The organism is Gallibacterium genomosp. 2 (assembly GCF_000771895.1).
In the GTDB taxonomy this organism is placed as follows: domain Bacteria; phylum Pseudomonadota; class Gammaproteobacteria; order Enterobacterales; family Pasteurellaceae; genus Gallibacterium.
The window spans coordinates 1-24,868 of the sequence record NZ_JPXY01000032.1; the positions used below are offsets into that span (position 1 = coordinate 1).

The 24,868-nt window shown below is 38.8% G+C and carries 13 protein-coding genes, 1 other RNA gene and 2 pseudogenes; 9 read left to right on the forward strand and 7 right to left on the reverse strand.

Annotated features, from left to right (window positions below):
* Positions 1 to 36 precede the first annotated feature (36 nt).
* The 4 genes and pseudogenes from P375_RS07020 to P375_RS07045 form a co-directional block, all read right to left on the reverse strand.
* Positions 37 to 399 carry an Imm8 family immunity protein gene (locus P375_RS07020; RefSeq protein ID WP_039135749.1) on the reverse strand — a complete coding sequence of 121 codons (363 nt, stop codon included), beginning with the start codon at positions 397 to 399 and terminating at the stop codon, positions 37 to 39.
* A gap of 907 nt (positions 400 to 1,306) precedes the next feature.
* Positions 1,307 to 1,600: pseudogene (locus tag P375_RS12995) on the reverse strand (VENN motif pre-toxin domain-containing protein); the annotation flags it as partial.
* A gap of 256 nt (positions 1,601 to 1,856) precedes the next feature.
* A pseudogene (locus tag P375_RS13000) lies at positions 1,857 to 10,549 on the reverse strand (hemagglutinin repeat-containing protein).
* Between the two features lie 456 nt (positions 10,550 to 11,005).
* Positions 11,006 to 11,611, reverse strand: a complete 606-nt coding sequence (locus P375_RS07045) for a DedA family protein (protein WP_039135752.1) — start codon at positions 11,609 to 11,611, stop codon at positions 11,006 to 11,008.
* A gap of 298 nt (positions 11,612 to 11,909) precedes the next feature.
* Here P375_RS07045 and rplY point away from each other — a divergent pair, with 298 nt between their 5' ends.
* The 3 genes from rplY to accD all read left to right on the forward strand — a co-directional run bounded on the left by rplY (position 11,910) and on the right by accD (position 14,262).
* Positions 11,910 to 12,194, forward strand: coding sequence for a 50S ribosomal protein L25 (gene rplY / locus P375_RS07050; protein ID WP_039135753.1), 285 nt, complete (start codon positions 11,910 to 11,912; stop codon positions 12,192 to 12,194).
* A 170-nt stretch (positions 12,195 to 12,364) separates the two neighbouring features.
* Entirely contained in the window at positions 12,365 to 13,162 is a 798-nt protein-coding gene (truA, locus tag P375_RS07055; protein ID WP_039135754.1) for a tRNA pseudouridine(38-40) synthase TruA, read from the forward strand.
* Positions 13,163 to 13,368: 206 nt separating this feature from the next.
* Complete coding sequence (gene accD, locus P375_RS07060; protein ID WP_039093793.1) at positions 13,369 to 14,262, forward strand: acetyl-CoA carboxylase, carboxyltransferase subunit beta; 894 nt, start codon at positions 13,369 to 13,371, stop codon at positions 14,260 to 14,262.
* A 62-nt stretch (positions 14,263 to 14,324) separates the two neighbouring features.
* On the opposite strand, the gene P375_RS07065 is transcribed toward accD, so the two are convergent.
* Positions 14,325 to 15,482 (reverse strand): iron-containing alcohol dehydrogenase, encoded by a 1,158-nt coding sequence (locus P375_RS07065; protein WP_039135755.1) that lies wholly within the window; start codon positions 15,480 to 15,482, stop codon positions 14,325 to 14,327.
* 362 nt (positions 15,483 to 15,844) lie between these two features.
* Between P375_RS07065 and P375_RS07070 the strand changes: the two genes are divergently transcribed.
* Positions 15,845 to 17,503, forward strand: a complete 1,659-nt coding sequence (locus P375_RS07070; RefSeq protein ID WP_039135756.1) for a SulP family inorganic anion transporter — start codon at positions 15,845 to 15,847, stop codon at positions 17,501 to 17,503.
* Positions 17,504 to 17,549: 46 nt separating this feature from the next.
* Entirely contained in the window at positions 17,550 to 19,934 is a 2,385-nt protein-coding gene (gene mrcB / locus P375_RS07075; protein WP_039135757.1) for a penicillin-binding protein 1B, read from the forward strand.
* 29 nt (positions 19,935 to 19,963) lie between these two features.
* Here the strand turns inward: mrcB and mepM are convergent, their stop codons facing one another.
* Positions 19,964 to 21,430 carry a murein DD-endopeptidase MepM gene (mepM, locus tag P375_RS07080; RefSeq protein ID WP_039135758.1) on the reverse strand — a complete coding sequence of 489 codons (1,467 nt, stop codon included), beginning with the start codon at positions 21,428 to 21,430 and terminating at the stop codon, positions 19,964 to 19,966.
* Between the two features lie 195 nt (positions 21,431 to 21,625).
* On the opposite strand from mepM, the gene znuC reads away from it, so the two are divergent.
* The 4 genes from znuC to P375_RS07100 are packed head-to-tail and all read left to right on the forward strand — an operon-like array spanning position 21,626 to position 24,178.
* Positions 21,626 to 22,411 (forward strand): zinc ABC transporter ATP-binding protein ZnuC, encoded by a 786-nt coding sequence (znuC, locus tag P375_RS07085; RefSeq protein WP_039135759.1) that lies wholly within the window; start codon positions 21,626 to 21,628, stop codon positions 22,409 to 22,411.
* A gap of 8 nt (positions 22,412 to 22,419) precedes the next feature.
* Entirely contained in the window at positions 22,420 to 23,205 is a 786-nt protein-coding gene (znuB, locus tag P375_RS07090; RefSeq protein WP_039135760.1) for a zinc ABC transporter permease subunit ZnuB, read from the forward strand.
* A gap of 2 nt (positions 23,206 to 23,207) precedes the next feature.
* Positions 23,208 to 23,624, forward strand: coding sequence for a group III truncated hemoglobin (locus P375_RS07095; RefSeq protein ID WP_039135761.1), 417 nt, complete (start codon positions 23,208 to 23,210; stop codon positions 23,622 to 23,624).
* A gap of 2 nt (positions 23,625 to 23,626) precedes the next feature.
* Complete coding sequence (locus P375_RS07100) at positions 23,627 to 24,178, forward strand: DNA-3-methyladenine glycosylase I (protein ID WP_039135762.1); 552 nt, start codon at positions 23,627 to 23,629, stop codon at positions 24,176 to 24,178.
* Positions 24,179 to 24,474: 296 nt separating this feature from the next.
* Here the strand turns inward: P375_RS07100 and ssrA are convergent.
* Positions 24,475 to 24,841: a transfer-messenger RNA gene (gene ssrA / locus P375_RS12195) on the reverse strand.
* Between the last annotated feature and the right edge of the window lie 27 nt (positions 24,842 to 24,868).

A 24,868-nucleotide genomic window follows, 5' to 3' on the forward strand; every position in this document is an offset into this window, starting at 1 on the left:
CGTTATTATCATGATAAAAATTCTTCCTAAACAAAATTAATCAATATGATAGTAGGTTTCATTATCATATTCCGAACCCATATAATACATTAAATGATTCCTTATTTCATCCCAAGATGTTCCTGTAATAGATGATATTGTTTTTCTAATTATAGCTTCTATTTTATCTAAATCATTACTCAAAACAAATAATACATTTTTCCCCCAACTATATTCATTTTTTAGTAAATAATTATAATCCATTATATATAAATAAAAATATTCAATAGCATCATCATGTGTACAACCAATACCTAAGCATACAGATAAGCAAAATTCCTTGCTAAGACAAACTTTTTCTGCTTTATCTCGTCCAATTGGGAAATCATAAGTAATAAATTTTAATTCTGCTTGATACATAATATTATTCCTTTACATTGATATGTTGATTACTTATAGAGTGAAAACGTTGCTTATTATCCATATATCCTCTTTCAAAATTTGCTTGTATACCTGTTTTAGCATATGGAGAATATTTTTTTAGCTTCGGTGGTCTATAACGTCTTGTACCATCAGCACTAACAAAACTCCCATCACTATTAATTTTATAATTTTCTCCAACCCAATCTTTAGCTAAGTTATCTAAAACTTTTTTATCGACTATACCTGGTGTTGTTAAATTACCATTCCCAAAAGCAGCATGCTCTAAAATAGGATTATTTTTGACAATATTCATTAAATTCTCTTGAATTAACTGTTCTTTTAATTTTGGATATAAAGCAATATTTTCAGCACCTCTAGATATACTAATATTGGCTACTTGATTTTCATATCCTAAAGATTCCCCAACAATAGGTAAATGCTTTGTAGAATCTAATTCTTCAGATACACGATAAGCAAAATTATCTAGTGTACCTTTCTTTGATATTCCTTTCACTGTTGGGGTTAAAACACCTATTATAAGTCCTGAAATATCTTCTAAGGCTTTTTGATCTCCTTGATAAGCTTGAATTGCGGTTGTTTGAATGGCATTCCAATAACTTCCATTCATTAGGCTATTTACTGCATCTGAAATAACTTGATTTTTGCTGCTTAAATCTTGCTTCGCTTGATCACAATAACTATCTTTTACTGCACAGGTTGTAATAGTGGCTAAAGTATCAAATCCACCATCTATTAAGAATAATGCACCATCAGAAGTTTCTTCTATAACATTAATTGCCCCATTTATCAGTTGAGACGTCGCTCCTTCACCGAATATATCTCGGACATTTTGTTTCCAGCTTTCAGCATCAGCTTTTTTTGCTGCTCTAAACTGATCCACAAGTAAAGAATTATTCTCAACCGCCCTCTTTCCAATCTCTGCCGCACTAATAGCACTTGAGGTGCTATCACCCACCAAGCCACCGGCTAATCCACTCGCTAACTGGCTTAATGCCGATACCGTTTGTTTTTGGTTTTCAGTTAAATTTTCGGGGTTAGTTTGATACAGTTTTTCGGTGATAATTTTTGCCGCCAATTCACCGCCAACCGCACCAGCTGCCCCTGCAGCAGTGTTGTTACCAGTCGCATAGGCTTCGATTGCACCTAATAAGGCTTGGGCAATTAAATTTGCTTGGGATATTGGCGATTTTATAATTCAAAAAAATTTCTTATTATTTTCTATATTCCTCTGGACCATACTTATAAAAAAGCCAATGCATAATAAAACATGGAATACAAACTGCTATTGTGGTTTTTAAATTATCATAAAGAAAATAATATTCCCAAACTATAATATTATTATTTTGATATATGCGAAAAATAAAAAAACATATCTTAAAAATAAAAGTAAATATACTCCAATGGAATAGAAAAACCATGATGTATAAAAATTACTATTTTTGAATATTCTCAAATTTATCCTCCTTAATATTTTTATATTGATAGTTCCAATTATTCGAATCACCAATTCCTTCTCCAACTATTCCAGAAATAATAGGTTTTAATAATTGATTATTATATTTATTACCAAAATTAACTCTATTTATAACAGAAGTCCCTATTGTACCTGCAACCGCCCCTAAAGCATTCCAACCATAATCATTTGGATTTTGGGTTGCCATACTACTAATTCCAACGTTGATACTAATCTGCTGTCCTAATGCTCTACCTCTTGTTAGAACGGTAGATAGCTCAGATTGTAATAAACTATATGGATCGTATGTTTTATTTTGAGTCAGTTGGTAGCCTGTATTTGCTATAGCCGTAGTAGTCATTTCTGTTGCAAGAGGATATTTTGTTGCAATCGTTCCAATTTTAGGTAAAAACTCCATTCCTTTTGAAATTGAACCAACACTACTCAAACCCAATGCACTAAATTCTAAAGCTTCTTTTAATGATTGAGCTTGCTTTACATCATAGGAATTATTGATAGCATTTTGGTTATTTAGATACGTTTTCAATGCTGTATCATTTCTTTCAATCGTATTAGAGAAATCCCAGTGATATAACGTTTCAATTGGAATTTGATTCGCTTTAGATATTCTCATTAAAGCAGCATTTAAATATGTTTTCTGAGCATACGTTAAACTATTTGGTGACGTTTGATACAAAGAAAGAAGACGATTAATTTCCTTATCTTGAGATAATAATGTTCCAACTAAGATTTGTTTATCTTTTGATAAATAACCTTTTCTTTGATATTCAACAGAAGCATTATAAATAATCTCATCTTCTTGATTTGTTAATAAATTATCCTCAACCGCTCGCTTACCAATTTCCGCTGCGTTAATCGCCCCTGCGGTGCTGTCGCTAATCAAGCCACCGGCTAATCCACTCGCTAACTGGCTTAATGCCGATACCGTTTGTTTTTGTGCTTCAGTCAGTTGGTCTGGTGTTTTTTGGTAAAGCTGTTCTGTGATAATTTTTGCCGCCAATTCACCGCCAACCGCTCCAGCTGCCCCTGCAGCAGCGTTGTTTCCTGTCGCATAGGCTTCGATTGCACCTAATAGAGCATGGGCAATTAAATTTGCTTGGGTATCTACTTCGCCTGTTATTTGATTAGTTGTGGCTTTCTTTATCGCATAATTGGCATACGGCGATAATCCACCAACCACCGCTTGCGAGGCTTCACCTGTCGCTATCCCTTGTAATACCCCTGTAACCGCACGCACGGCAAGTTGGATTTGACCGCCTTGTCCGTAGGTTTTTATGACCTTATTGGCTGTATCTAATTTCTGTTGTGCTGCTTGGTTATGCTCATCATTCTTTAATATCGCTTCCGCTTCAGCCTTTTGCCGTTCTGCTTCATCTACTTTTGGTTTTAAAACGATGGTAATGCCATTATTGGCTATCTCACCTATCACTTGTGCCATCTCTTGGCGCATTTTCAGGTCAGCAATCTCGGTTTTATCAATTCGTTCGTTTGCTGTGGTGGTATCGCGAGAAAGGGTAGTCGGAATATCACCTTGTTGCGTGGTGAGCTGAATATTGCTACCTATCGTACTATATGTGGTGCTGCTTTCGCGCTTTTGTATATTCCCCAACGCACTTAACGCCGCTGCCATACCATTGGCAATATTTTGTTCCATATTGGTCGAAATGCCTGCACTGATAGATTCCACTTTGGCTTCACTGTGATTCTCAATATTTTCTGAGGTTAAGCTGCCTGTGGTAAAGTGGTTTTTCTCTTGGCTTGCTTGACTGTCAACAATAGCCCCTTTTAAGTGCGTATTGCCTTGTACAGTAACCTCTAATCCTTCTTTGCCTGCGTGTAAACCACTCTGCTCTTCAACTTGGGCATAATTGAGCTTGCCTTTGTTCAAGCTTGCATTGACTGAAGCATTTGAGCCGCTGCCATAAATCGCCACCGATGCCGAAACACCTGCTTGAACTTGGTTACTATCATAGTGTTGCTTATCTTGTCGGCTTGCTATCGTGAGATGACGCCCTATCTCTGCTTGAATGTGGTCAGCATTAACTACGGCTCCTTTCAGGTTTGTGTCTTGCCCACTACGAAGCATAGCGTTATCCGCTTGTATGGCTGTATTTACTTGCGTAACACTATCGCTGTTCTCGTCTCCTTTTCCTACTTGAGCAGAGCCTTCCACTCCAAAACCATAGCTACCGCCGCTATAGCCCACAAATACCCCAGCACTCCAACCGCTATTCTTATTATCACTACGATGACTCATCGTATCTTGTGTAGACAATAAGTTAAGGTTGCCTGCTGCGTCTAATATGGTATTGCCTGCCTTGATAGAAGAGCCAATAATATCTAAATCGCCTTCTGTAGTCGTCAAATTCACATTACCTGCACTTAAGGTACTGCCTTGGTGTATCACTTGTGTGGTTCGACTATGTGATTCTGATTTTTGCTCGCCCACCGACACGGAGATTTTAAAGTCTGAACGCTGACCTGATTGTGCTGCTTGAGCCACTTTTGAGGCTTCTTGTGCGGCTAATACGCCTTCCTGAGCCGCTTTGATTTCATAAAGGGCTTTTAAACGACTATCCTGCACCTGTTGACTACGTGTCATACTGTCTCGTGCTTTCATCGCCATATCAGTCACTGGAGAAGACAGGGATACGGTCAAACCTGACTGTTTAAACTCGTGGTCTTCTGTGCGCTCAATCACGTCTTTACCTGCTTCTACTTTTAAGGACTTGGCGGTGACATTAATACTTTTCTCTGGTTGAACAATCAGGTCAGTCCCCAGAATATTAGCTTGACTGCCAGCGACTAAGGTAACATTACCGCCTAAGCTGCCTACTGTGGCACGTGCATCGGATTGGGTAATTTCATTATCGGTATAATCCTGTTTTTCTGAGCGGCTGCCAATGGTAAAACCAAACCCACCACTACTCATTAAACCTGATTTCTTCTCTGCGTAAAAATCATGTTCTTGTCTGGTGTTTTTAGCCGCAGTGATCTCTATATCTTGAGCTTGTAAGCCCACATTGTTATCAGCAACCATGGCACTGCCTTTAACAGAGACTTTGCCTTGATTTGCAGTAAGTACAATGTTGTCTCCTGAGAGTTGTGAACCTTGGGCTAAGTCATATTGGTGATCATGTTTAATGATTGTTGTGCTACGGCTCAGTAGGCTTTTATCTTTGTATTTGGTTGCAAATGAGAGTGTTTCTTGGTCACGCCCTGCTTGTAGTTGAATATTACCTTGCTCACTATTAACAATAAGGTCGCCACCCGCATTAATTTGTGCGGCACATAACGTGACATCTTGTTTACTATTGAGTACCGCATCTTCTTTAATCTCAAAGGTAGAGCCGATTTCTCTTTGTTGGTCGAGTTTCCAATAGTTTTCTGAATTGGCGACATAGTGTGAGCGTTCGCTTTCGGTGACAGTTCCGATATGTATATCACTACCTGCTTGTAGTAAGGCTGAGCCTGCTTTAACGTTGGTTGCATTTAATTGAATATCGCCTTGGCTTTGCAAAATAAGCGCTTGTTTTACCTGTAATAAAGCTTGCTGATCTAATTGACGATGCGCATAGTTAGGGTTGGCTTTTGCTTCGCTCATTCGCCCTTCAATCTGAATTGAACCTGCATTGAGATAAAGATTATTGGCATTAAGCTCTCCACCTTGCTGATAGAAACGCTTCGCTAGCTGAAAATTCAGTTGATCAGCAGAGAAGGTACCAGTATTGACGACATTTTGTGCGGAAATTTGTGTTAAATTGCGTCCGGCAATTATGCCACTATTGTTGACTTCACCCTCACTATCTATTTCAATTTCTCTTGCAGAGATAATAGCGCCTGTTGGCTGAATATCGACATCACGTTTTACCAGATAAACTTGAGGGACAAGCACTTGAACTTGAGTACCGTCCTTTAAGGTGACGGTTTGAGGCGCAAGCCATACCATATCTTCGGTTAATTCCTGCATTTGTGCAGCGCTAAGCGCAACACCAGGAATCAACTGATAACGTTGTGCATAACGAATACCAGCATCCATTAATGCCTTGTATTGTTGATAATCCGAAGTGTAATTACCTAAGAAACGTTGCTCGTAATAACCATCCCCTAATCGTTTGAGTATCGTTTGCGGATCAGCACGTAGGGCATTAAACATATAGTCAGAACTTAGCCATTGGCGTTTATTGGCAAAGCGTGGATCAGTTTCTACTAAGATATGGCTATCCGTATTTGGATTAATACGGTAGAGGCTGACTTCTGGTAAATGAATTTCAGGTTGATACGTTCTTACTTTACCAACCGCTTGACTCATTTCAACACTGATGATTGGTGGAAGAACTGGTGTTGATGCTTGATGTAGTTCCACAGAAGAAACGGGGGCTACATTTAATGTTTGTTTCGCAAGCGTTGTTGCTTGATGTTGTCCATCAATTGTGGTGTTGGTTGCTTGACTTGCTACTGCTTGCGTTTGACCGATAGTATTTTCGACTAAGTTAAAGTTAAAATACTTCACCGGTAAATCTCGACTAAATAGTTTATCATCATCACCATATTTAGCCCATACTTTTTTACCTCTCCAACCATGACGCTTACGTTTTGTCACCATGGTGTACCAAGTTCCTTCATCATGGCGATGAATTTCACCGATGAGGTCTTTATTCTCTAATCGAACAGAATTACCTTTTAAGTTACGATTTTTCTCATTTTGATTAAATACCCGTCCGCCTATACGGATTCGATTGCCGACCAAAATTTGTGAAACATCATTCACTAAATCTTCACCATTTAAACGTAAATCACCTGCAATCAAAATTTTAGCTGGGTCACGATGTTCCAATGTCGTTGTGACAGTATGACGATTAAAATGCCATTGTACCCAAGTTGGATTGCCCACTCGTGGTCTACCGTCATTAAAATTAAAATAAGAGTTTTTGTCATGCCGATTATTGTTATTACGATCAAACCATCCTTCGAGACTAGAATAGCGTTTACCTTTACTATGTACCGCATATTCACTGATACGTTGATCTTGATGATCTTCTCCAGTAATTAAATGCAAATCATGATTCCATAACCGTTTAGTATTAATTTTTCCATTCCCCAAAGCTTCAATAGTAGCACTACCATTATCCACAAAATCAGCTTGTCCAATGGCTCGTTGCTTTGCATCGATTTGTCCACCAATCGTTAAATCGCCTAAACTCAAAATTAAGGCATGATCACTATTGGTTAAGGTACCTACCCCTAGATGAAGGTTTTTACGTGCCGCTATGGTTGCAGTATGCACTTCATTATTGGAATGTTCTGGTTGATTATTTAACACATTGGCTTGAATCGCTAACTCATCGCCATAAATACGTCCTGTGCCGAGATTATTTAAAGTAATCGCCCATTGTTTTTATCGCTAAATGGCCAGCGACAGTAAAAGGTTGGGTAAGGATTAAATCTTTTTGTAGCTCAATCAAGGCATCCTGATGACTTTTAATATTACCTTCATTATTAAACTGTTGCAGAACCAACCTTAGATTTTGCCCGCTTTCAATGATACCGTGTTGATTATGTAATGTGAGAGAATCGCCCTGCAGATTCACGTTGCCTAAAGAGAGGATTTCACCTTGTTGATTATGGATATCTTGAGCCACATTCACACTAAGTTGATCGGTGGTATAAATGCCACCTTGCTGATTATCCAGTTGATGACTACTCAAGATAAGCTGATGACCTAATAAGCCTTGCGTTGGTATCGCTGTCGTTGCTTTGGTGGCTTGATTATTCAGGTGATTTGTGATCAAGGTGAGCGTGGCACCACTTTGAATCACCGAACCTTTAGCGTTGATTGCTTGATTGTTAATTTCACGATTTGCCGTAATTTCAATATTTTGTTGTGCTTGAATAGCCCCCTGACGATTATCTAATGTATTCCCTGTTAAAGATATTTGTTGTTGGCTAAGTAAGTTTCCTTGTTGGTTATCAATTTGTTCACTTTGGATAACCAAATTGCCTTTCGTACTGAGGTTGCCTTGTTGATTATTTAATACAGAAAGGGCTTGTAAACGAATATCACCTTGACTTGTTATCCCTTGATGTTGGGTTTGTTGATTATTTAATGTATGGTTATGTGTATTAATAGTTATGCCAGTTTGTCCATTAATAAAACCTTGCTGATTATTAAGCTCACCACTGTCGAGATGCAGAGATTGTTGTGCAAATAAAACACCTTGTTCATTGCGTAATAACGATTGATGGGTGTCAATCACTAAGTGAGCAGCACTACTAATTACCCCTTGCTGTGCATTATCAACTCCAAGTACAGAAATTGTTGCATCACCATGGCTAAGTAGATTGCCTTGCCAGTTGGTCAGTTGTCCTCGTGCCTGTAATGTCAGCTGACCATTTTCAGTCACAATCAGACCTTTGTAATTATTGAGATCATCTGTATCAAGAAGTAAATTGTTGCTTGCTACGATTTGTCCTTGAGTATTGTTTAATGTACTAAGGCTAATCAAATGTTGGGCATTATCACTTTGAATAAACCCATCTGAATTGTCTATCTGCTTTGCGGTGATTTGCTGGTTTTGATGACTTGCAATAAAGCCATTTTGATTGATTAACTCACCTGTTTTTACAGCTAATTTATCTCCCTTGCTGACGTGAAGATTGCTTCGTTGCTTGATTGCTTAACCGTTGTTGATGTGTATCAATAGCCATTGCAGCAAGACTTTGAATCAGTCCTGAGTCATTGATTAGCTCGCCACTTTGGAGATCAAGTTGATCCTCTGTATTGATTACACCTTGTTGATTATTAATTCGTGTTTGTTGACTATTAAGAGTTAAATGTCCTTTAGCGAAAAGCAGACCTTGCTGATTATTAATTTCTTGAGCGAGAAGATTGAAGCTGCCTTGTGTAAAAATCTGCCCTTGTTGATTATTAATACCTTTTAGTAATTGAAGGTTAAATGGTTGTTGATCTCGGTTAATCCAAGTACCTAGTCGATTATCAAGTGAAGAGGCTGTGGTAAAAATATGAGCCGCTTGTAAATTCGCTTGCTGACTAGAAAGATGAGTTGGCGTAGATAAGTGAAGTGTATTTTTCAGCTCAAGATGACTTTGATCTAATACTAAATTATTTTGGGTCGCCGTTAAATCAGCTTGATAAGCCAGAAATCCACTTTGAGAGAAATCAAGTTGTTTTGCTTGGGCGGTAATTTGCGTAGAAGCAAGATGTTTCCCGTGAGAGGTAATAGATTCTTCCGCTATTAACTCTAGTGTATTCCCTGAAGAATGGTAAGCAGGAATAGTCACTTGCTCACCTTGTGGAGTATGTGTAAACATCCCGCCAGCTATAAAGTTTGCTGTTGTGAGTGTTTCAATATTCTTCGCTTGATAAGTGATATTCCCCTCTGCCAAACTCTCACCAGATTGACTCATCGTTTCTTTGGCTTTTAAGGTAATATTGCCTTTTCCTTGTGCTTTGCCTTTGGCAATCAAACTACCTTGTTGTTGAATACCGTTCTGTTTACTCGTTGCTTGCAGATTGCCTTGCTGGCTATATATCACGCCAGCAGGCTGATTTGCTATCTGCTGTTGGCTTTGTAAGGTAATATCTTGTTTGGCTCCGAGATAGCCTGTATTGACTAATTGCCCTTCGGTAGTAATTTTGACTTCACCTACAGAAGCGCCAATATGCCCTGCATTGCGAACCCCTAAACCATTTTCTGTGCCAATGAGGTGAATTTTATTGGCATACATTCCGCCTAATTCGGCGACATCGACGGCATAACCAACGGGATGCGCCGTTTCTTCTTCTGCTCCTGCGTGAATGACCTGTACGGCATCATTATTTTTGGAAACTTTATTTTTCCCCGTGGTAACTTTAAGGTTATTTGCCCAAATGCCGGCATTTACCTTAACTTCTTTGGCAATAATATCGGTGTAATCTTGACGGCTACTATCGAATCCACGACCTGAAACGGTGACCGAACCTTTCTCAACACGATAGCTTTTCACTTCTCCATTTTCAATCTGCACCTCGCCAGTGGTTAACGTGCTGCGTCCGGCATTAATAATGCCGCAGCCTTCGCAATGAATCCCACTTGGGTTGGCAATAATTACATCCGCTTTTTTGCCTGCTACTTCAATATAGCCTTTTAATTGGCTTGGCTTTTTGGCATTAATTTCATTTAAAATGACTTTCGCTTCACCACCCACCAAGTAAGGATTTGCCTGTACCCAGCCGCCTTGTTCTGTTTGCGTATTTTTACGGCTGTTATTGAGAATCGCTCCTTTTTGTGCCACATCAAATTGTTGGTATTTATTATGCGATAACCCTTTATCGTTTGGCGTTTGAATATTGACTTGTGGCAAGCCGTTGGCGGTTTGTAATACTATCGGTTGTTGGTTTTTCGGGGCAGCATTGTCTGCTCGGATTTGTAATTCGTCTGCGTGTGCGGAAGTTAAATAGAAAAAACCTAAAAGACTATATAACCCGACGGTTAAAGCTTTTAATCGCCAATGAGGGCGTTGACTAAACGAAGCAGTATGGCAATGTTGACCTTCATATTTGGCTTTTCCTTCACGCGTTGCAATTTCAGAAACCACGACTAAACGTTGTAATCTTTTATTAAAGATAATGCGATAAAGATGTTTATTCATAATTTACCCCTCAACGTTTCGCTTAGAATTGATAACTTAAATTGAAACCTGTAGTCATGTGCGATGTTTTGAAACCTGTCGGTTTATGCAAGGGTATCAGGTTGCACTGCCTAAATATTCACGATAGCATAATCTTCATATTCCCCAAAAAAATATCTAGATAATTTTAATCCAATTTCTTCCCAAGATTCGCATTTATCTACACATAGATTTATATAGCTCTCTATTTTTTAAAATCATATTTATCAATGATCATAGTATGTCTTAATATATTTGGCTTACTTTCATAAAGTTTTAATCACTCCAAAGAACAAACAGTTAAAATCTGTTGCTTCCGAAGCATCATCAACACCTATACATAATAGTAGATTTACACAAAATATTTTTTCATTCTCAGGCTGATATGTTTCTAATTCAAAAGTACAAGTTTGTTACGCCAAGAATTCCAAAATAACTTTAATTCTTTTTTTCTTGGAATTTTTTACGAAAATAGTGAAACAATAAATAAACTGCTAAAAGCGCAACAAAAATATAAATTCCAGTCTGCCCTTTACTTACTTGCTCTTTGATCCAATCAATATTATGTGCGCCGTGATATCCCAAATAAACCCAAATAGGTACAGAAATAATTGCAGCACAAAAATCCAAAACAACAAAACGAACATAGCTGATACGGCGTGTGATCCCTGCTACCATATAAATTGGCGCTCTTAATCCGGGAAGAAAACGAGCAACGAATAATACTCGATTACCATAACGATCAAATTTTTCACGTACAGTTCGCATTGTTTTCGGCTTTAAAATTCGACGTAACGGACGGAAACGCAAAATTTTCACTCCGTAAATTCGACCTAGCCAATACATTGTGCTGTCACCGACCAGCACACCTAGCATACTGACTACCAACATAATATGTGGATTAGCATACCCCAACCCAGCGATAATACCACCTGAAACTAAGGTAATATCCTCAGGAATAGGCACGCCAAAACCACAAATAATTAAAACAAATAAAACAGCAAAGTAACCATAACTACTGAAAAATTCTACTAATAATTGCACAACAGACTTCCAAATAAAAATAATAAAAGCACATTTCTTAGCTCAGTATTTTGCCTTCTTTGTCACAAAATTTCTACTCAATTTGTTACTATTATCAACACAAATAAAAAACTTTTGCTCCGTTACAAAATTATCGCAATTGTTTAAACAAAACTCTCAATTAACGATTGCATTTTATCGTCATTTCTCTATAATGCGACAGCTGATTTATTTTCAGCCCTATTTTGTCAAGCTACTGGGTCGCCTGTAGCTTGTTTTGTCTAACGACCGTTTAGGTCATAACATAAAGAGAATTAAAATGTTTAAATTTAATGCTGAAGTTCGTGAAACGCAAGGAAAGGGTGCGAGCCGCCGCTTGCGTAAAGCAGGCAAAATCCCTGCAATCGTTTATGGTGGTAATGAAGCACCTATTTCTATCGTATTAAACCACAATGAATTAAATAACGCTCAAGTTGAAGATAGCTTCTATTCTGAAGTGATTACTTTAGTGATCAATGGCAAAGAAGTTGCGGTGAAAGTTCAAGCTATGCAACGTCACCCATTCAAACCAAAATTAGTTCACATCGACTTCAAGCGTGCTTAATTAACGTTTTTAAATACAGAACACCAACAGTAATGTTGGTGTTTTTGTTTATGTCTACAACGTATTCACTTTCAGAATTCGCTAATCCATTTTGGAGATGTTTATGTTTCTCAAATTGAATACTATCTACTATCGTGAACGGCAAGGTTTCAACCATTTAGGAGTTTTTAATGAAAAAAATTGCATTAGGTATCAGTTATGACGGCTCTCGTTATTTTGGTTGGCAAAAGCAACAATCTGTACAAAGCATTCAAAACGAATTGGAACAAGCACTTTCCACTATCGCCAATGAACCTATCGAAATTTTTTGTGCTGGACGAACTGATGCCGGGGTACACGCCACAGGTCAAGTAATTCACTTTGAAACATCCGCTTCTCGACCATTACAGGCTTGGATCTTCGGAACAAATGTACATTTACCAAATGATATTGCGGTGAAATGGTCAACAGAAGTAAACGAAGATTTTCACGCCAGATTCAGTGCTTTATCACGTCGTTATCGTTACATTATTTATAATCGTCCACAACGCTTTGCTATTTTACCGACTGGTATCACCCATCATCATTATCCATTAGATGAAAAATTGATGCATATTGCCGGTCAATACTTACTTGGAGAGAATGACTTTAGCTCATTCAGAGCTGCCCAGTGCCAATCCAAATCACCTTATCGTAATGTACATCATTTACAAGTTTCTCGCATTGGTGATTATCTTATTGTTGATATACAAGCCAATGCTTTTGTACATCATATGGTACGAAATATTGTCGGCAGTTTACTCGTCGTTGGTGAAGGAAAACAAAAGCCGGAATGGATTAAATGGTTATTACAACAAAGAGATCGTTCTTGTGCCGCTCCTACTGCTAAAGCTGCTGGTTTATATTTAGTGGAAGTTCATTACCCTAATATTTTTCAGTTGCCAAAAAGTGCGGTTGGCCCATTATTTTTACCGGATGAAATAATTTAAGCCAATTTTGCGATAATCTTGATATAGAAATAGTGAAAAAGATAGATAATACAAACTTTCAAACACGTTATCCTCAATAATGATCATAACGGTATTATCAACAAATAATACCGCTTTTATCTAGCAAAAAAGATATTAAATTCTATGAAATTATGCTTTAATAAGCGCTATTTGCTATCATCTCGAACCAATTTCTGGAGATAAATATGAGTTGGATTGAAAGAATTTTTAATAAGAATCCCGTTTCCGGTTCACGCAAAGCGAATGTGCCGGAAGGAGTTTGGACAAAATGTACTGGTTGCGGGCAAGTATTATATCGAGAAGAACTTAGTCGTAATTTGGAAGTTTGTCCTAAATGCGGTCATCATATGCGTATTGATGCTCGTACTCGCCTGCTTGCACTATTAGATCAGGATAGCACTGTTGAAATTGCGCCGGAATTAGAACCGCAAGATGTGCTCAAATTTAAAGATTTGAAAAAATATAAAGATCGTCTTTCCGCTGCCCAGAAACAGACCGGTGAAAAAGATGCAATGATCGCTTTTTCCGGCAAACTCTATGAAATGCCGATTGTTGCCGCAGCCTCAAACTTTGATTTTATGGGGGGATCTATGGGATCCGTTGTCGGAGCAAAATTTGTCAGAGCGGCAGAAAAAGCCATTGAAGACAACTGTCCGTTTGTTTGTTTCTCTGCCAGTGGCGGTGCCCGTATGCAAGAAGCATTAATTTCATTGATGCAAATGGCAAAAACCAGTGCGGTATTAGCAAGAATGCGTGAAAAAGGCGTGCCGTTTATTTCCGTTTTAACCGATCCTACTTTAGGCGGTGTATCCGCTAGTTTTGCTATGCTTGGTGATATTAATATTGCCGAACCGAAAGCATTAATCGGTTTTGCCGGCCCACGAGTAATTGAACAAACAGTGCGTGAAAAATTGCCAGAAGGTTTCCAACGCAGCGAATTTTTATTAGAAAAAGGTGCGATTGATATGATCGTACATCGTAAAGATATGCGTCAAACATTGGCGAGTATTTTGGCGAAATTAACTAACCAGCCTTCTCCATTCAAAACGCCGGAAATGGTTGAAGAAATGTCAGAGTAAAAATAAAGGCATCTGTTAATCAGCAGATGCCTTTTTTCACTTCACTTTATTGCCAATAGAGGTTATTCCCCTTCATAAGCACGACGATAAATTTCAACCACTTGCGCTTTGGTCGCTTTGCGTGGATTGGTTAAACAACAAACGTCTTTTTGTGCGTTTTCAGCCATAATTTCAAAATCTTCCGGTTTCACACCAAGAACTTTAAGATTTGCAGGAATTCCGATTTGACGATTAATCAATTTAATCGCATCAATACAGGCTTGTGCTGCATCAGTAGTGGTCATATTTGAAGTGTTGATCCCCATTGCTTCTGCAATATTACGGAAACGGTTCATATTACCGATAATGTTAAACTCTTCAACATACGGTAATAAAATCGCATTACAAACACCGTGAGGAAGATTGTAATAACCACCAAGTTGGTGCGCCATTGCGTGAACATAACCAAGAGAAGCATTATTAAAAGCAATACCGGCAAGATATTGTGCATATGCCATTTTATCACGTGCGTGCATATAATCGCCGTTTGCTACCGCTTTCGGCAAATAGCGATAAATCATTTCAATTGCTTTTAATGCTGCCGCATCTGTTAATGGGTTGGCCGCAGAAGACACATAAGCTTCGATAGCGTGAGTCAATGCATCCATACCGGTTGCGGCGGTGAGTGATGGTGGCATACATTTCATTAATTCAGGGTCATTAACCGCAACTTTTGGTGTAACACGCCAGTCAACAATGGCCATTTTAACGTGGCGAGAGGTGTCGGTAATAATACAGAAACGAGTAATTTCAGATGCAGTACCGGCAGTAGTATTAATCGCCAAGAGCGGCATAATATCCTTAGTGGCTTTATCAATACCTTCATAATCGTGAATGCGTCCGCCATTGGAAGCAACAAGGGCAATCCCCTTAGCACAGTCGTGAGATGAACCACCACCAAGAGAAATTATGCCTTCACAGTCGTGATGTTTGAAGAATTCAACACCGGCTTCAACATTTTTATCGGTAGGGTTAGGCTCTGCGCCATCAAAAACAACAGCTTTAATGTTACTTTTTGCCAAAATATCCACTACTTGATCCGCCATACCGGATTTGGCAAGGAATTTGTCTGTTACAATCATTACTGAATGAGCGTCAAGCGAAAGCATTAGATGACCAACTTCATTCACAGCGCCTTCACCGAAAACATTACGAGTAGGTAGAAAATAATAAGTAGACATAGATACAAACCTCCTTAGTTTGTCGTAACAATAAATACGTATCGAGAGTACGTTTCATTTTCCTCTTACTTAAAAATTACTTTACGCTAAGAAATAATTAACACATTCTTAACGAAGAATTATTTTACTCCTCACAATGAGTGATAACCAGTACTTTTTATATTCAAAACTTGCTGTCTTGTGCGTCAACAAAGCCAAATAGCTAGCCATATTCGTGCAGCAGTTTTTCTATTTTTGCAATAATTAAGGATACATAGCTTTAAAATCGTTTCATTTTATCCTATCAATTTTCCGCTAATTTATTTGAGAAAGATCCGCTCTGCCTTATAATAACAACTCATTTTTCCTTTTAAACTTCACTTATGTTTGCAATTCAAGAGGCCTACAAAGCCGGGCTGTTACAAAAAAAATATTGGCTTAACAATTTAATTGCCGGCGTTATCGTCGGTGTTGTTGCTCTCCCTTTAGCAATGGCATTTGCAATTGCTTCCGGAGTAAAACCTGAACAAGGTATCTATACTTCCATTATTGCTGGTTTAGCCGTTTCGCTTTTCGGTGGCAGCCGTTTACAAATTGCCGGGCCAACAGGGGCATTCATCGTTGTATTGTCCGGCATCACCGCACAATACGGCATTGAAGGATTACAGATCGCAACCTTAATGGCAGGAATCATCCTGTTTGCACTCGGTATCAGCAAAATGGGGGCAATTATCAAATTTATCCCCGCTCCGGTCATTGTCGGTTTTACTGCCGGTATCGGGGTCATCATTTGGGTGGGACAATGGCGCAACTTTTTTGGTTTACCGGCAATCCAAGGTGCGCATTTTCACCAACAGGTTTGGCAACTGATCCAAGTTTTCCCTCAATTACATCTTGCGACCACTGCATTAGCTATCTCTGCATTATTGTTGGTTCTTTACGCACCTAAAGTGAAATATCTGCATCGTATACCCGGCCCACTAATTGCTTTAGTTGTTATTACTGTGGTTCAGCAATTCGCTCAATTTGAAGGTGTTGCCACCATCGGCTCCGTTTTCGGGGGCATTCCGCAAGGATTACCGGAATTTAAACTGCCGCGTTTGGAATGGACACAAATGATGACCTTAATCGGTCCGGCATTTACCATTGCAATGTTGGGGGCTATTGAATCACTGCTCTCCGCAGTGGTTGCCGATGGGATGTCAGGAACGAAACATCACTCCAATCAAGAATTGATCGGGCAAGGCATCGCTAATATATTATCCCCGTTATTCGGCGGTTTTGCCGCAACCGGTGCGATTGCACGTACCGCAACCAATATCCGTAACGGAGGCAACAGCCCTCTCGCCGGTATTATTCACGCAATCACTTTAGTGATTATTCTGGTTGTTCTCGCACCGCTCGCTTCCAACATTCCACTTGCTGCATTGGCTGCAATTCTGTTTGTGGTCGCTTGGAATATGAGCGATGTCAGACGCTTTATTAATATGATCAAACGTGCACCTCGTGCCGATGTGGTGATTTTACTGATAACCTTCTTTTTAACTGTTTTTGCTGATTTGGTGATTGCAGTGAATATTGGTGTTATTTTAGCCACACTCTATTTTTTGAAACGTATGGCTGCAAGCGTTGAGGTGTCGCCGAACAGCGCGCATCAAATTAATCAGGAATTGGGTCGTCAGGGAGAAAAAGAGGGATTACCGGAATCAGCACTAGTGTTTGCCTTAGAAGGACCTTTTTTCTTCGGCGCAGTTGAAAATTTTGAGCGTGCTTTAGCCGGCACCAATACCGATGCCAGATTTTTGATTATTCGCCTAAAATGGGTTCCTTTTATTGATATGACCGGTATCCAAGCGCTGGAAGATGTCATTAATTCGTTGCAAAAACGCAATGTTATCGTTCTGCTTTCCGGTGCCAATAAACGTGTGGATCGTGAATTGCGAAAATCCGGAATATTAAATTTAATCGGCGAATCTCGATACTTTGCCCATTTTGAACAAGCACTGGAACACGTTATCGAATTAGATCAACAGGCTCACTAAACTTGTAGTGCTCAATGTGAGCCATATATGTAGTAAAAGATAGAAAATGACAAAACAAGCACCCAAAAAACAGACTAAGCCTAAGAAAAACAACCCTAAACTGAAACAGCGATTTTTCACTTTTTCGATAAAACTCGGCATCACTGCTCTTTGTATGGGTAGCTTTTATGCTATTTACCTAGATGGAAAAATTCGTTCAAAAATGGATGGGCAAATTTGGCAACTTCCAGCCGAAGTATATAGCCAAATTCCGGTTATACAACAACCGGAACATCCTACATTGCTCGAAGTAAAGCAACTACTGATTGATAACGGTTATCGTCAAACCTCTCTGCTTGCCGCTCCGGGTGATTTCAAAATTGATGACGATGACACTTTGGTGTTAATTCGACGGGCTTTTCCTTTCCCTGATATTGCTGAACCGCAACGTGTTTTGCGATTACGATTCCAACAGCAACAACTTCACGTCATTGAAGATCTGGTGGCACGAAAAGCAATCACTGAATTTCGCTTATCGCCAAAATTGATTGCAATGTTGAATTCCGATGATGAAGAGCGTTTAGCGATTCCTTTGCAGCAATACCCACGATTTTTGATTGATACCCTGATCTTAACCGAAGATCGCAACTTTTTTACTCACGATGGCGTCAGTTTTATTGGGATTGCCCGCGCTTTAATCAATAATTTAAGAGCAGGTCATACCGTTCAAGGCGGAAGTACATTAACGCAACAGCTTGTTAAAAACCTCTTTTTAAGTAATGAACGTACCCTAAGCCGCAAAGCGAATGAAATCATTATGGCATTGATGCTGGATTGGCATTATGACAAAAACCGCATTTTGGAAACCTATCTGAATGAAATCTATTTGGGACAAAGCGGTGATACGCAAATTCACGGTTTCGCCCTCGCCAGTCAATTCTATTTCGGTCGTCCGATCCAAGAAATCAGTTTAGATCAAATTGCACTGCTGGTAGGAATGGTCAAAGGCCCTTCACTTTATAACCCGTGGCGCAATCCTGAAAATGCAACCAAACGGCGTAACATAGTATTGCAGATGATGTTGGAGCATAACATTATCGATCACTCTTTGTACCAAATGTTAAGCCAGCGTCCATTGGGTGTTCAAAGCCAACGACCAGTACAACAAGCTCAACCTGGTTTTATGCAGGCGGTTAGACACGAACTGACAGATTTACTCGGTAATAAAAAACTCAATTTTTTATCCGGTGCAAGAATCTTTACTACACTTGACCCTAAGTTACAGACGCAAGCAGAAAACGCTATTATCAGTGGAACAACAACACTGAAATTACGCCATAAAATTCCGGATTTGGAAGCAGCGATGATTATTGCCAATTATCATACTGGTGAAATTCAAGCATTAGTGGCAGGAACGAATGTACAATATGCCGGCTTTAATCGTGTTTTGTCAGCAAGGCGACAAATTGGCTCTTTAGTTAAACCTTCCGTTTATTTAACAGCGTTATCCTATCCAGAACGTTTTGCTCTGAACACACCGGTGAAAAACCAACCTATTAGTATTCCACTACGTGGTCAACCGGCTTGGCAACCACGCAATTATGATCGCAAATATAGTGGTTCAGTGACCTTATTGAATGCCTTAGTTCGTTCCTTAAATATTCCGACAGTAAATATCGGAATGGCGGTAGGGTTGGATAATATTATTCGCAATCAAAAAAGTATGGGGTGGGATCAAGTCAAAATTCCTCGCGTACCCTCAATGCTGCTCGGCTCTTACTCTATTTCTCCCTATGATGTAACTAAACTTTATCAGGTCATCGCCAATAAAGGGGCAAAAGTTCCATTAACGACGATTCGTTACATTGTGGAACGAGATGGTCATCAATTTTATCAACACCAGACCAATCCAGAACAAGTCGTTGCTGAAGAAGCGGCTATCGAAACATTATTTGCGATGCAGCAGGTTGTGGATCGAGGTACAGCTCGTTCATTACAAGCTGATTTCGGCAAACTTCATCTTGCAGGCAAAACGGGTACAACTAACGATGGACGTGACACTTGGTTTGTCGGCATTGATGGTAATAATGTTACTACCGTCTGGGCAGGGTTGGATAATAATCGAAAAACAAAATTAACCGGTGCTTCCGGTGCATTACAAATCTACAAAACATTATTACTTAATATTTCAGTAAAACCTTTCAAATTGCCTCATACCGATACATTAAAATGGGTGAGAATCGATAATCACGGCAGTTGGAGTTGTGACAACGGAATGGAAATCCCTGTTTGGACTTCTCATAACCCTTGTGCAGTACAACAGCAAAATTCAGCTCCTGCACAAAGTGTATGGGATGCGTTGCAATTAAACGAATCCTCCGATGAGGCAACCGATGATGATAATCCGGATAACAACCAAGTACCAGTAGAAGAAGCTGTTCCTGTACATTAAAAAATATCAGCCAACAGGCTGATATTTTCTTACATCTTCAATTTATCCTGAACAATTCTCGCTTGTCGTAAGAATCGCTGACGTTCTTTACTTGCCATAGTATTATTCATACCTGGCAATTTCACTTTCATTGGGTTAACCGCAACGCCATTGATATGAAATTCATAGTGTAAATGCGGACCGGTTGAACGCCCGGTATTACCTGATAATGCGATGCGTTGCCCTTTCTTTACTGTTTGCCCCGGTTTAACTAATGAGCGACTTAAATGCATATAAACAGTTTGATACTCACGCCCGTGTCGTAACATTACATAACGTCCTGCACCACCTGCCTGATAAGATACCTTCACCACTACGCCATCTGCTGGCGCAATAATTGGTGTACCAATCGGCATTGAAAAATCGACGCCTTTATGTGGTGCAATACGCCCTGTTACCGGATTTTTTCGACGTGGATTAAAATGCGAAGAAATTCTATATTGACGCTGTGTCGGATAACGAGAAAAACCTTTACCCAAAGTTTCACCGTGATTATTGTAATAACGTCCATTCTCTGCTTGAATAGCATAATAACTCTTGCCTCGGCTGATAATATGAATTCCCATCACATTTCCTTGACCGGTCAATTTATTATTCAAATATTCACGATTAACCAAAATAGCGTAACGATCACCTTTTTGTAATTTGGTTAAACTAATTTGCCACTGTAAGGCATTAATCAGCTGATAAATTTGTTTGGAATCTAAACCGTTTGCACGCAAATGGTTATACAAATTACCTTCAATATCCCCCTTTAGTACTTCTTCTTTCCAAATACTTTGCTTTTGGATAACTTGCATCGTAAATTGACCATCTGCCTGCCGCTCATAAATACGCTCCTCTTTTCGAGAAACTAACCAGTTTAAATATTGTAAATCGCCATCCTTAGACAAAATCCAATAAAGCTGTTGCCCAGTTTGTAGTTTTTTCAAAGTCGGATCTAACTGATACAACTCATTGACGGTATCTACCTCTAAACCGCTCGATCCCAATATATCAGCTAGAGTATCACCGTCTGCTACAGTCGCACCGAATTGATTGGTAATACTAAGCGCCTGTCCAGCTGCATTGAGAAGTTCATTAAGTGCATCTTTCGCATCTTGTGGCAACTCATCATCACTAAAAAAGGTATCATCCGATAACTGATCATCAAAATTTTCATCACTATCTGTATCTGTCGCATTAGTATCATTACTCTGTGTAGTCTGATTGTTTTCTATTTGATTACTATCACTATTTTTCCATTTTAATCGAGCTTTATTTTGCTCATCAGCAGTAGATGTTTTAGTTTCAACCATTTCTTTCAATAGCGGCTCATCCGTACTACTCATTGGTTTAGTTTGATGCAATAAAAAATAAAGTATTGATGTAAAACAGAGAATCGCAACACTAGCAAGTAGTGTTCTAATTATTATTTTTCGCTTTAAACGATCTCTGGCTAATTTAATATGTTGCATTTTAATTAACTCAAATAACTAACTCATATAATCTATTTTGAATTGAAATAAGACATAATATTAACGGAAAAATTCCCCCTTTTTAGGAACATATTTCATTAAATGCATAAATCTTAAACATTATCTAAAAATTTATTTGATCCCCTACAGGATTTGCATAAAATACAGACCGATTTTTAGAAAGGTATCGTTATTATGCACACTTCACAACCGCCCCTAGTTGAATTAAAAAATATTTCAGTTGAGTTTAATAACAAAATTGTATTGCAAGATGTTTCGTTATCAATTCAACCACGATCCATCACTACTATCGTTGGGCCGAACGGCGGTGGAAAATCTACTTTGCTTAAAGTTTTGTTAAAACTGATTATGCCTAAGAGTGGATCTGTCCACTATGCTGCCAATACCAAAATTGGTTATGTACCACAAAAAATACATTTGGATAACTCATTCCCTATTACAGTAAAAAAATTTCTTTCACTTAAACCGAAAACAACGAAACAGGATATTGAAAAGGTACTACAATTGCTTTCTATCACCCGTTTGGGGGAACAAAGTATGCAAAAATTATCCGGTGGAGAAATGCAACGTGTTCTATTGGCGCGTGCTATCTTGAACAAACCTAATCTATTGGTATTGGATGAGCCAACTCAAGGTGTTGATATTATTGGGCAAAATGAACTTTACCAGTTAATTAATCAAATGAGGGAGCGATTTGATTGTGCTGTACTAATGGTTTCTCACGATCTACATTTAGTGATGGCAAAAACCGATCACGTACTCTGCATCAATCATCATATCTGTTGTGAGGGTACGCCGGACTCCATCAGTGCTCATCCGAATTTTATTGACTTTTTTAACAATCAGAATGAACAGAATGTTGCTATTTATACGCACCATCATAATCATAAACACAATCTACACGGTGATGTCTGCTGTTCTGGCGAACATCATTCTGCTGATTGCCAACATCAACATTAAGGTTAATTATGTTTGAAATTATTTTTCCTGCTTGGATAACCGGCATTATTTTATCTTTAATCACAGCCCCACTCGGTGCTTTTGTTGTTTGGCGGAAAATGGCTTATTTTGGAGACACCCTGTCACATTCCGCATTACTCGGTATTGCTTTGGGCATCGCTTTTAATTTTAATCCTTATATCGCCATTCTTTTACTGATTATTTTATTAGCGCTTATTCTGGTTTGGTTAGAAAACAACACCCATTTTGCTGCTGATACCTTGCTCGGTATTATTGCTCACACTTCTCTTTCATTAGGTGTAGTTACTATTGGCTTAATTGGCGGCGTCAGAGTCGATTTAATGAATTATCTGTTCGGCGATCTGCTCGCCATTACTTATCAAGATTTACTCTGGATAGGTATTGGCGTTATTTTAGTATTGGGTATTCTATGTTACTTCTGGCAAGCATTGATTTCTGCCACAGTAAACCCGGAATTAGCGCAAATTGAAGGGATTGATGTCAAAAAAGGACGCATTGTGTTAATGTTGCTAACTGCCATTACGATTGCATTAAGTATGAAATTTGTCGGCGCATTAATTATTACCTCTCTACTGATTATTCCTGCTGCTACTGCTCGCCGTTTTTCCCGCACACCGGAAAGTATGGCAATTATTGCCGTGGTAATCAGTATGATTGCAGTAACCGGAGGATTACTACTCTCGGCATTTTATGATACAGCTGCCGGTCCATCTGTGGTGATTTGTTCTGCTTTACTATTTGTCTTATCATTATTCAAAAAACAACAGGAGTAGCTATGAGCAAACTTTTAGAAGATCGTAATGATATTGAACTACTGGTTAATCGCTTTTATGATTCGCTTTTAGCCGATGAAAGAATTGGATATATGTTCGCTCATCTACGCGGAAAACATTGGCAAACCCATTTAGAAAAAATGTATCGATTTTGGGAAAGTAATATTTTTGATATGGAAAGTTATCAAGGAAATCCAATGTTGGCACATATCAAAATACACAACCGCCAGCCAATGAGCGAAGAGATGTTCGCTATTTGGCTATCTCACTGGCAAAATACGGTAAATCAGCTCTTCTACGGCGAAAAAGCTGAAAAAGCCCTTTTTCGAGCGGCGACAATTAAAGATTTGATGCAACAACGTGTACTCACTGATGAGCTACCAATGTTTATGCAGAAAATCAGACCAATTCGAGGTTAATAATGAGCTATTGTGATTATGTTAATCAATTAGCGGAGGATGAAGATCCATTTAATAAATCATATCACGATCATCGTTATGGTTTTCCGATTGAAGATGATAATGAGCTGTTTGCCCGTTTAGTAATGGAAATTAATCAAGCAGGGCTTAGCTGGACGTTGATCTTAAAGAAAGAACAGGGCTTTCGACTTGCTTATGACCAATTCAATATCGCAAAAGTGGCTAACTATAATGATGAAGATCGCCAACGCTTATTGAATAATCCGGATATTATTCGCAATCGTCTTAAAATTAATGCCGCTATTTATAATGCCAAACAGATCTTACAACTACAGCAACAATTCGGTTCATTTAAAACGTGGCTCGATCATCACTATCCCCAAACACTACCCGAATGGGTCAAACTGTTTAAAAAACAGTTTAAATTTGTTGGCGGAGAAATTGTTAATGAATTTCTGATGAGTACTGGTTACTTACCGAACGCTCACGATAAAACCTGCCCGATTTATCAAAAAATTCTACAAACAAATGTGAAATGGAAAGAATCATCTTGAATTGGTGATGTAGTAATTTGTCTACTATGCCAAGAAATAGCCAATGCTATTTAAATGGTGTTATTACAGGAGCTAAAGACAAATCATCAAAATGAGGAATGTGGGACAAAATCAGAAAATTTCATCAACCCTTGTCCTATAATGGTTTATAGAATTGATGTAACGTTTTATAAAACCATTATTTAAAAAGTTACATCAATCTTGAAAACAAATGCAATCCTATGCAACAAATAAAAATGACCTTTTTATATTTTTCAATAACTTGCAACGCTATGCAATGTTATGAATATAACCAGTGGTGGAGCTGGGGGGAGTTGAACCCCCGTCCGAAATTCCTCTACCTTCAGCACTACATGTTTAGTCTAGTCTTTAATTTCACTTAATCACTGCGGACAGACACGCGATAACTAAGCTAGTTTGATTCAATTTAGTGTTTCGATCCTCAAACGGCGGCTTCCACACGATCTCGTTTAAGTTGACTCCTCTTTAATCCCCGTCTTACGAGCGGAAGCTAGGGAGAGAAGGCTTTACGCAGGTTATTAAGCTGCTAAAGCGTAGTTTTCGTCATTTGCGACTATTGTTTTGCGGTTTATTTACGAGGCCTACCGCACCTCGACATGCACCTTGGGCTTTGCTAATCCCGTCGAATCCTAGATCAGCCCCAAATTGTTGGCTATTCTAGCAGAAAGT

Coding starts and splice junctions, on each gene's coding strand:
- truA (WP_039135754.1), top strand. CDS start 12,365: ATGAAAAAAATTGCATTAGGTATCAGTTATGACGGCTCTCGTTATTTT.
- znuC (WP_039135759.1), top strand. CDS start 21,626: ATGCACACTTCACAACCGCCCCTAGTTGAATTAAAAAATATTTCAGTT.
- P375_RS07100 (WP_039135762.1), top strand. CDS start 23,627: ATGAGCTATTGTGATTATGTTAATCAATTAGCGGAGGATGAAGATCCA.
- P375_RS07095 (WP_039135761.1), top strand. CDS start 23,208: ATGAGCAAACTTTTAGAAGATCGTAATGATATTGAACTACTGGTTAAT.
- mepM (WP_039135758.1), bottom strand. CDS start 21,430: ATGCAACATATTAAATTAGCCAGAGATCGTTTAAAGCGAAAAATAATA.
- P375_RS07070 (WP_039135756.1), top strand. CDS start 15,845: ATGTTTGCAATTCAAGAGGCCTACAAAGCCGGGCTGTTACAAAAAAAA.
- znuB (WP_039135760.1), top strand. CDS start 22,420: ATGTTTGAAATTATTTTTCCTGCTTGGATAACCGGCATTATTTTATCT.
- rplY (WP_039135753.1), top strand. CDS start 11,910: ATGTTTAAATTTAATGCTGAAGTTCGTGAAACGCAAGGAAAGGGTGCG.
- P375_RS07065 (WP_039135755.1), bottom strand. CDS start 15,482: ATGTCTACTTATTATTTTCTACCTACTCGTAATGTTTTCGGTGAAGGC.
- accD (WP_039093793.1), top strand. CDS start 13,369: ATGAGTTGGATTGAAAGAATTTTTAATAAGAATCCCGTTTCCGGTTCA.
- mrcB (WP_039135757.1), top strand. CDS start 17,550: ATGACAAAACAAGCACCCAAAAAACAGACTAAGCCTAAGAAAAACAAC.
- P375_RS07020 (WP_039135749.1), bottom strand. CDS start 399: ATGTATCAAGCAGAATTAAAATTTATTACTTATGATTTCCCAATTGGA.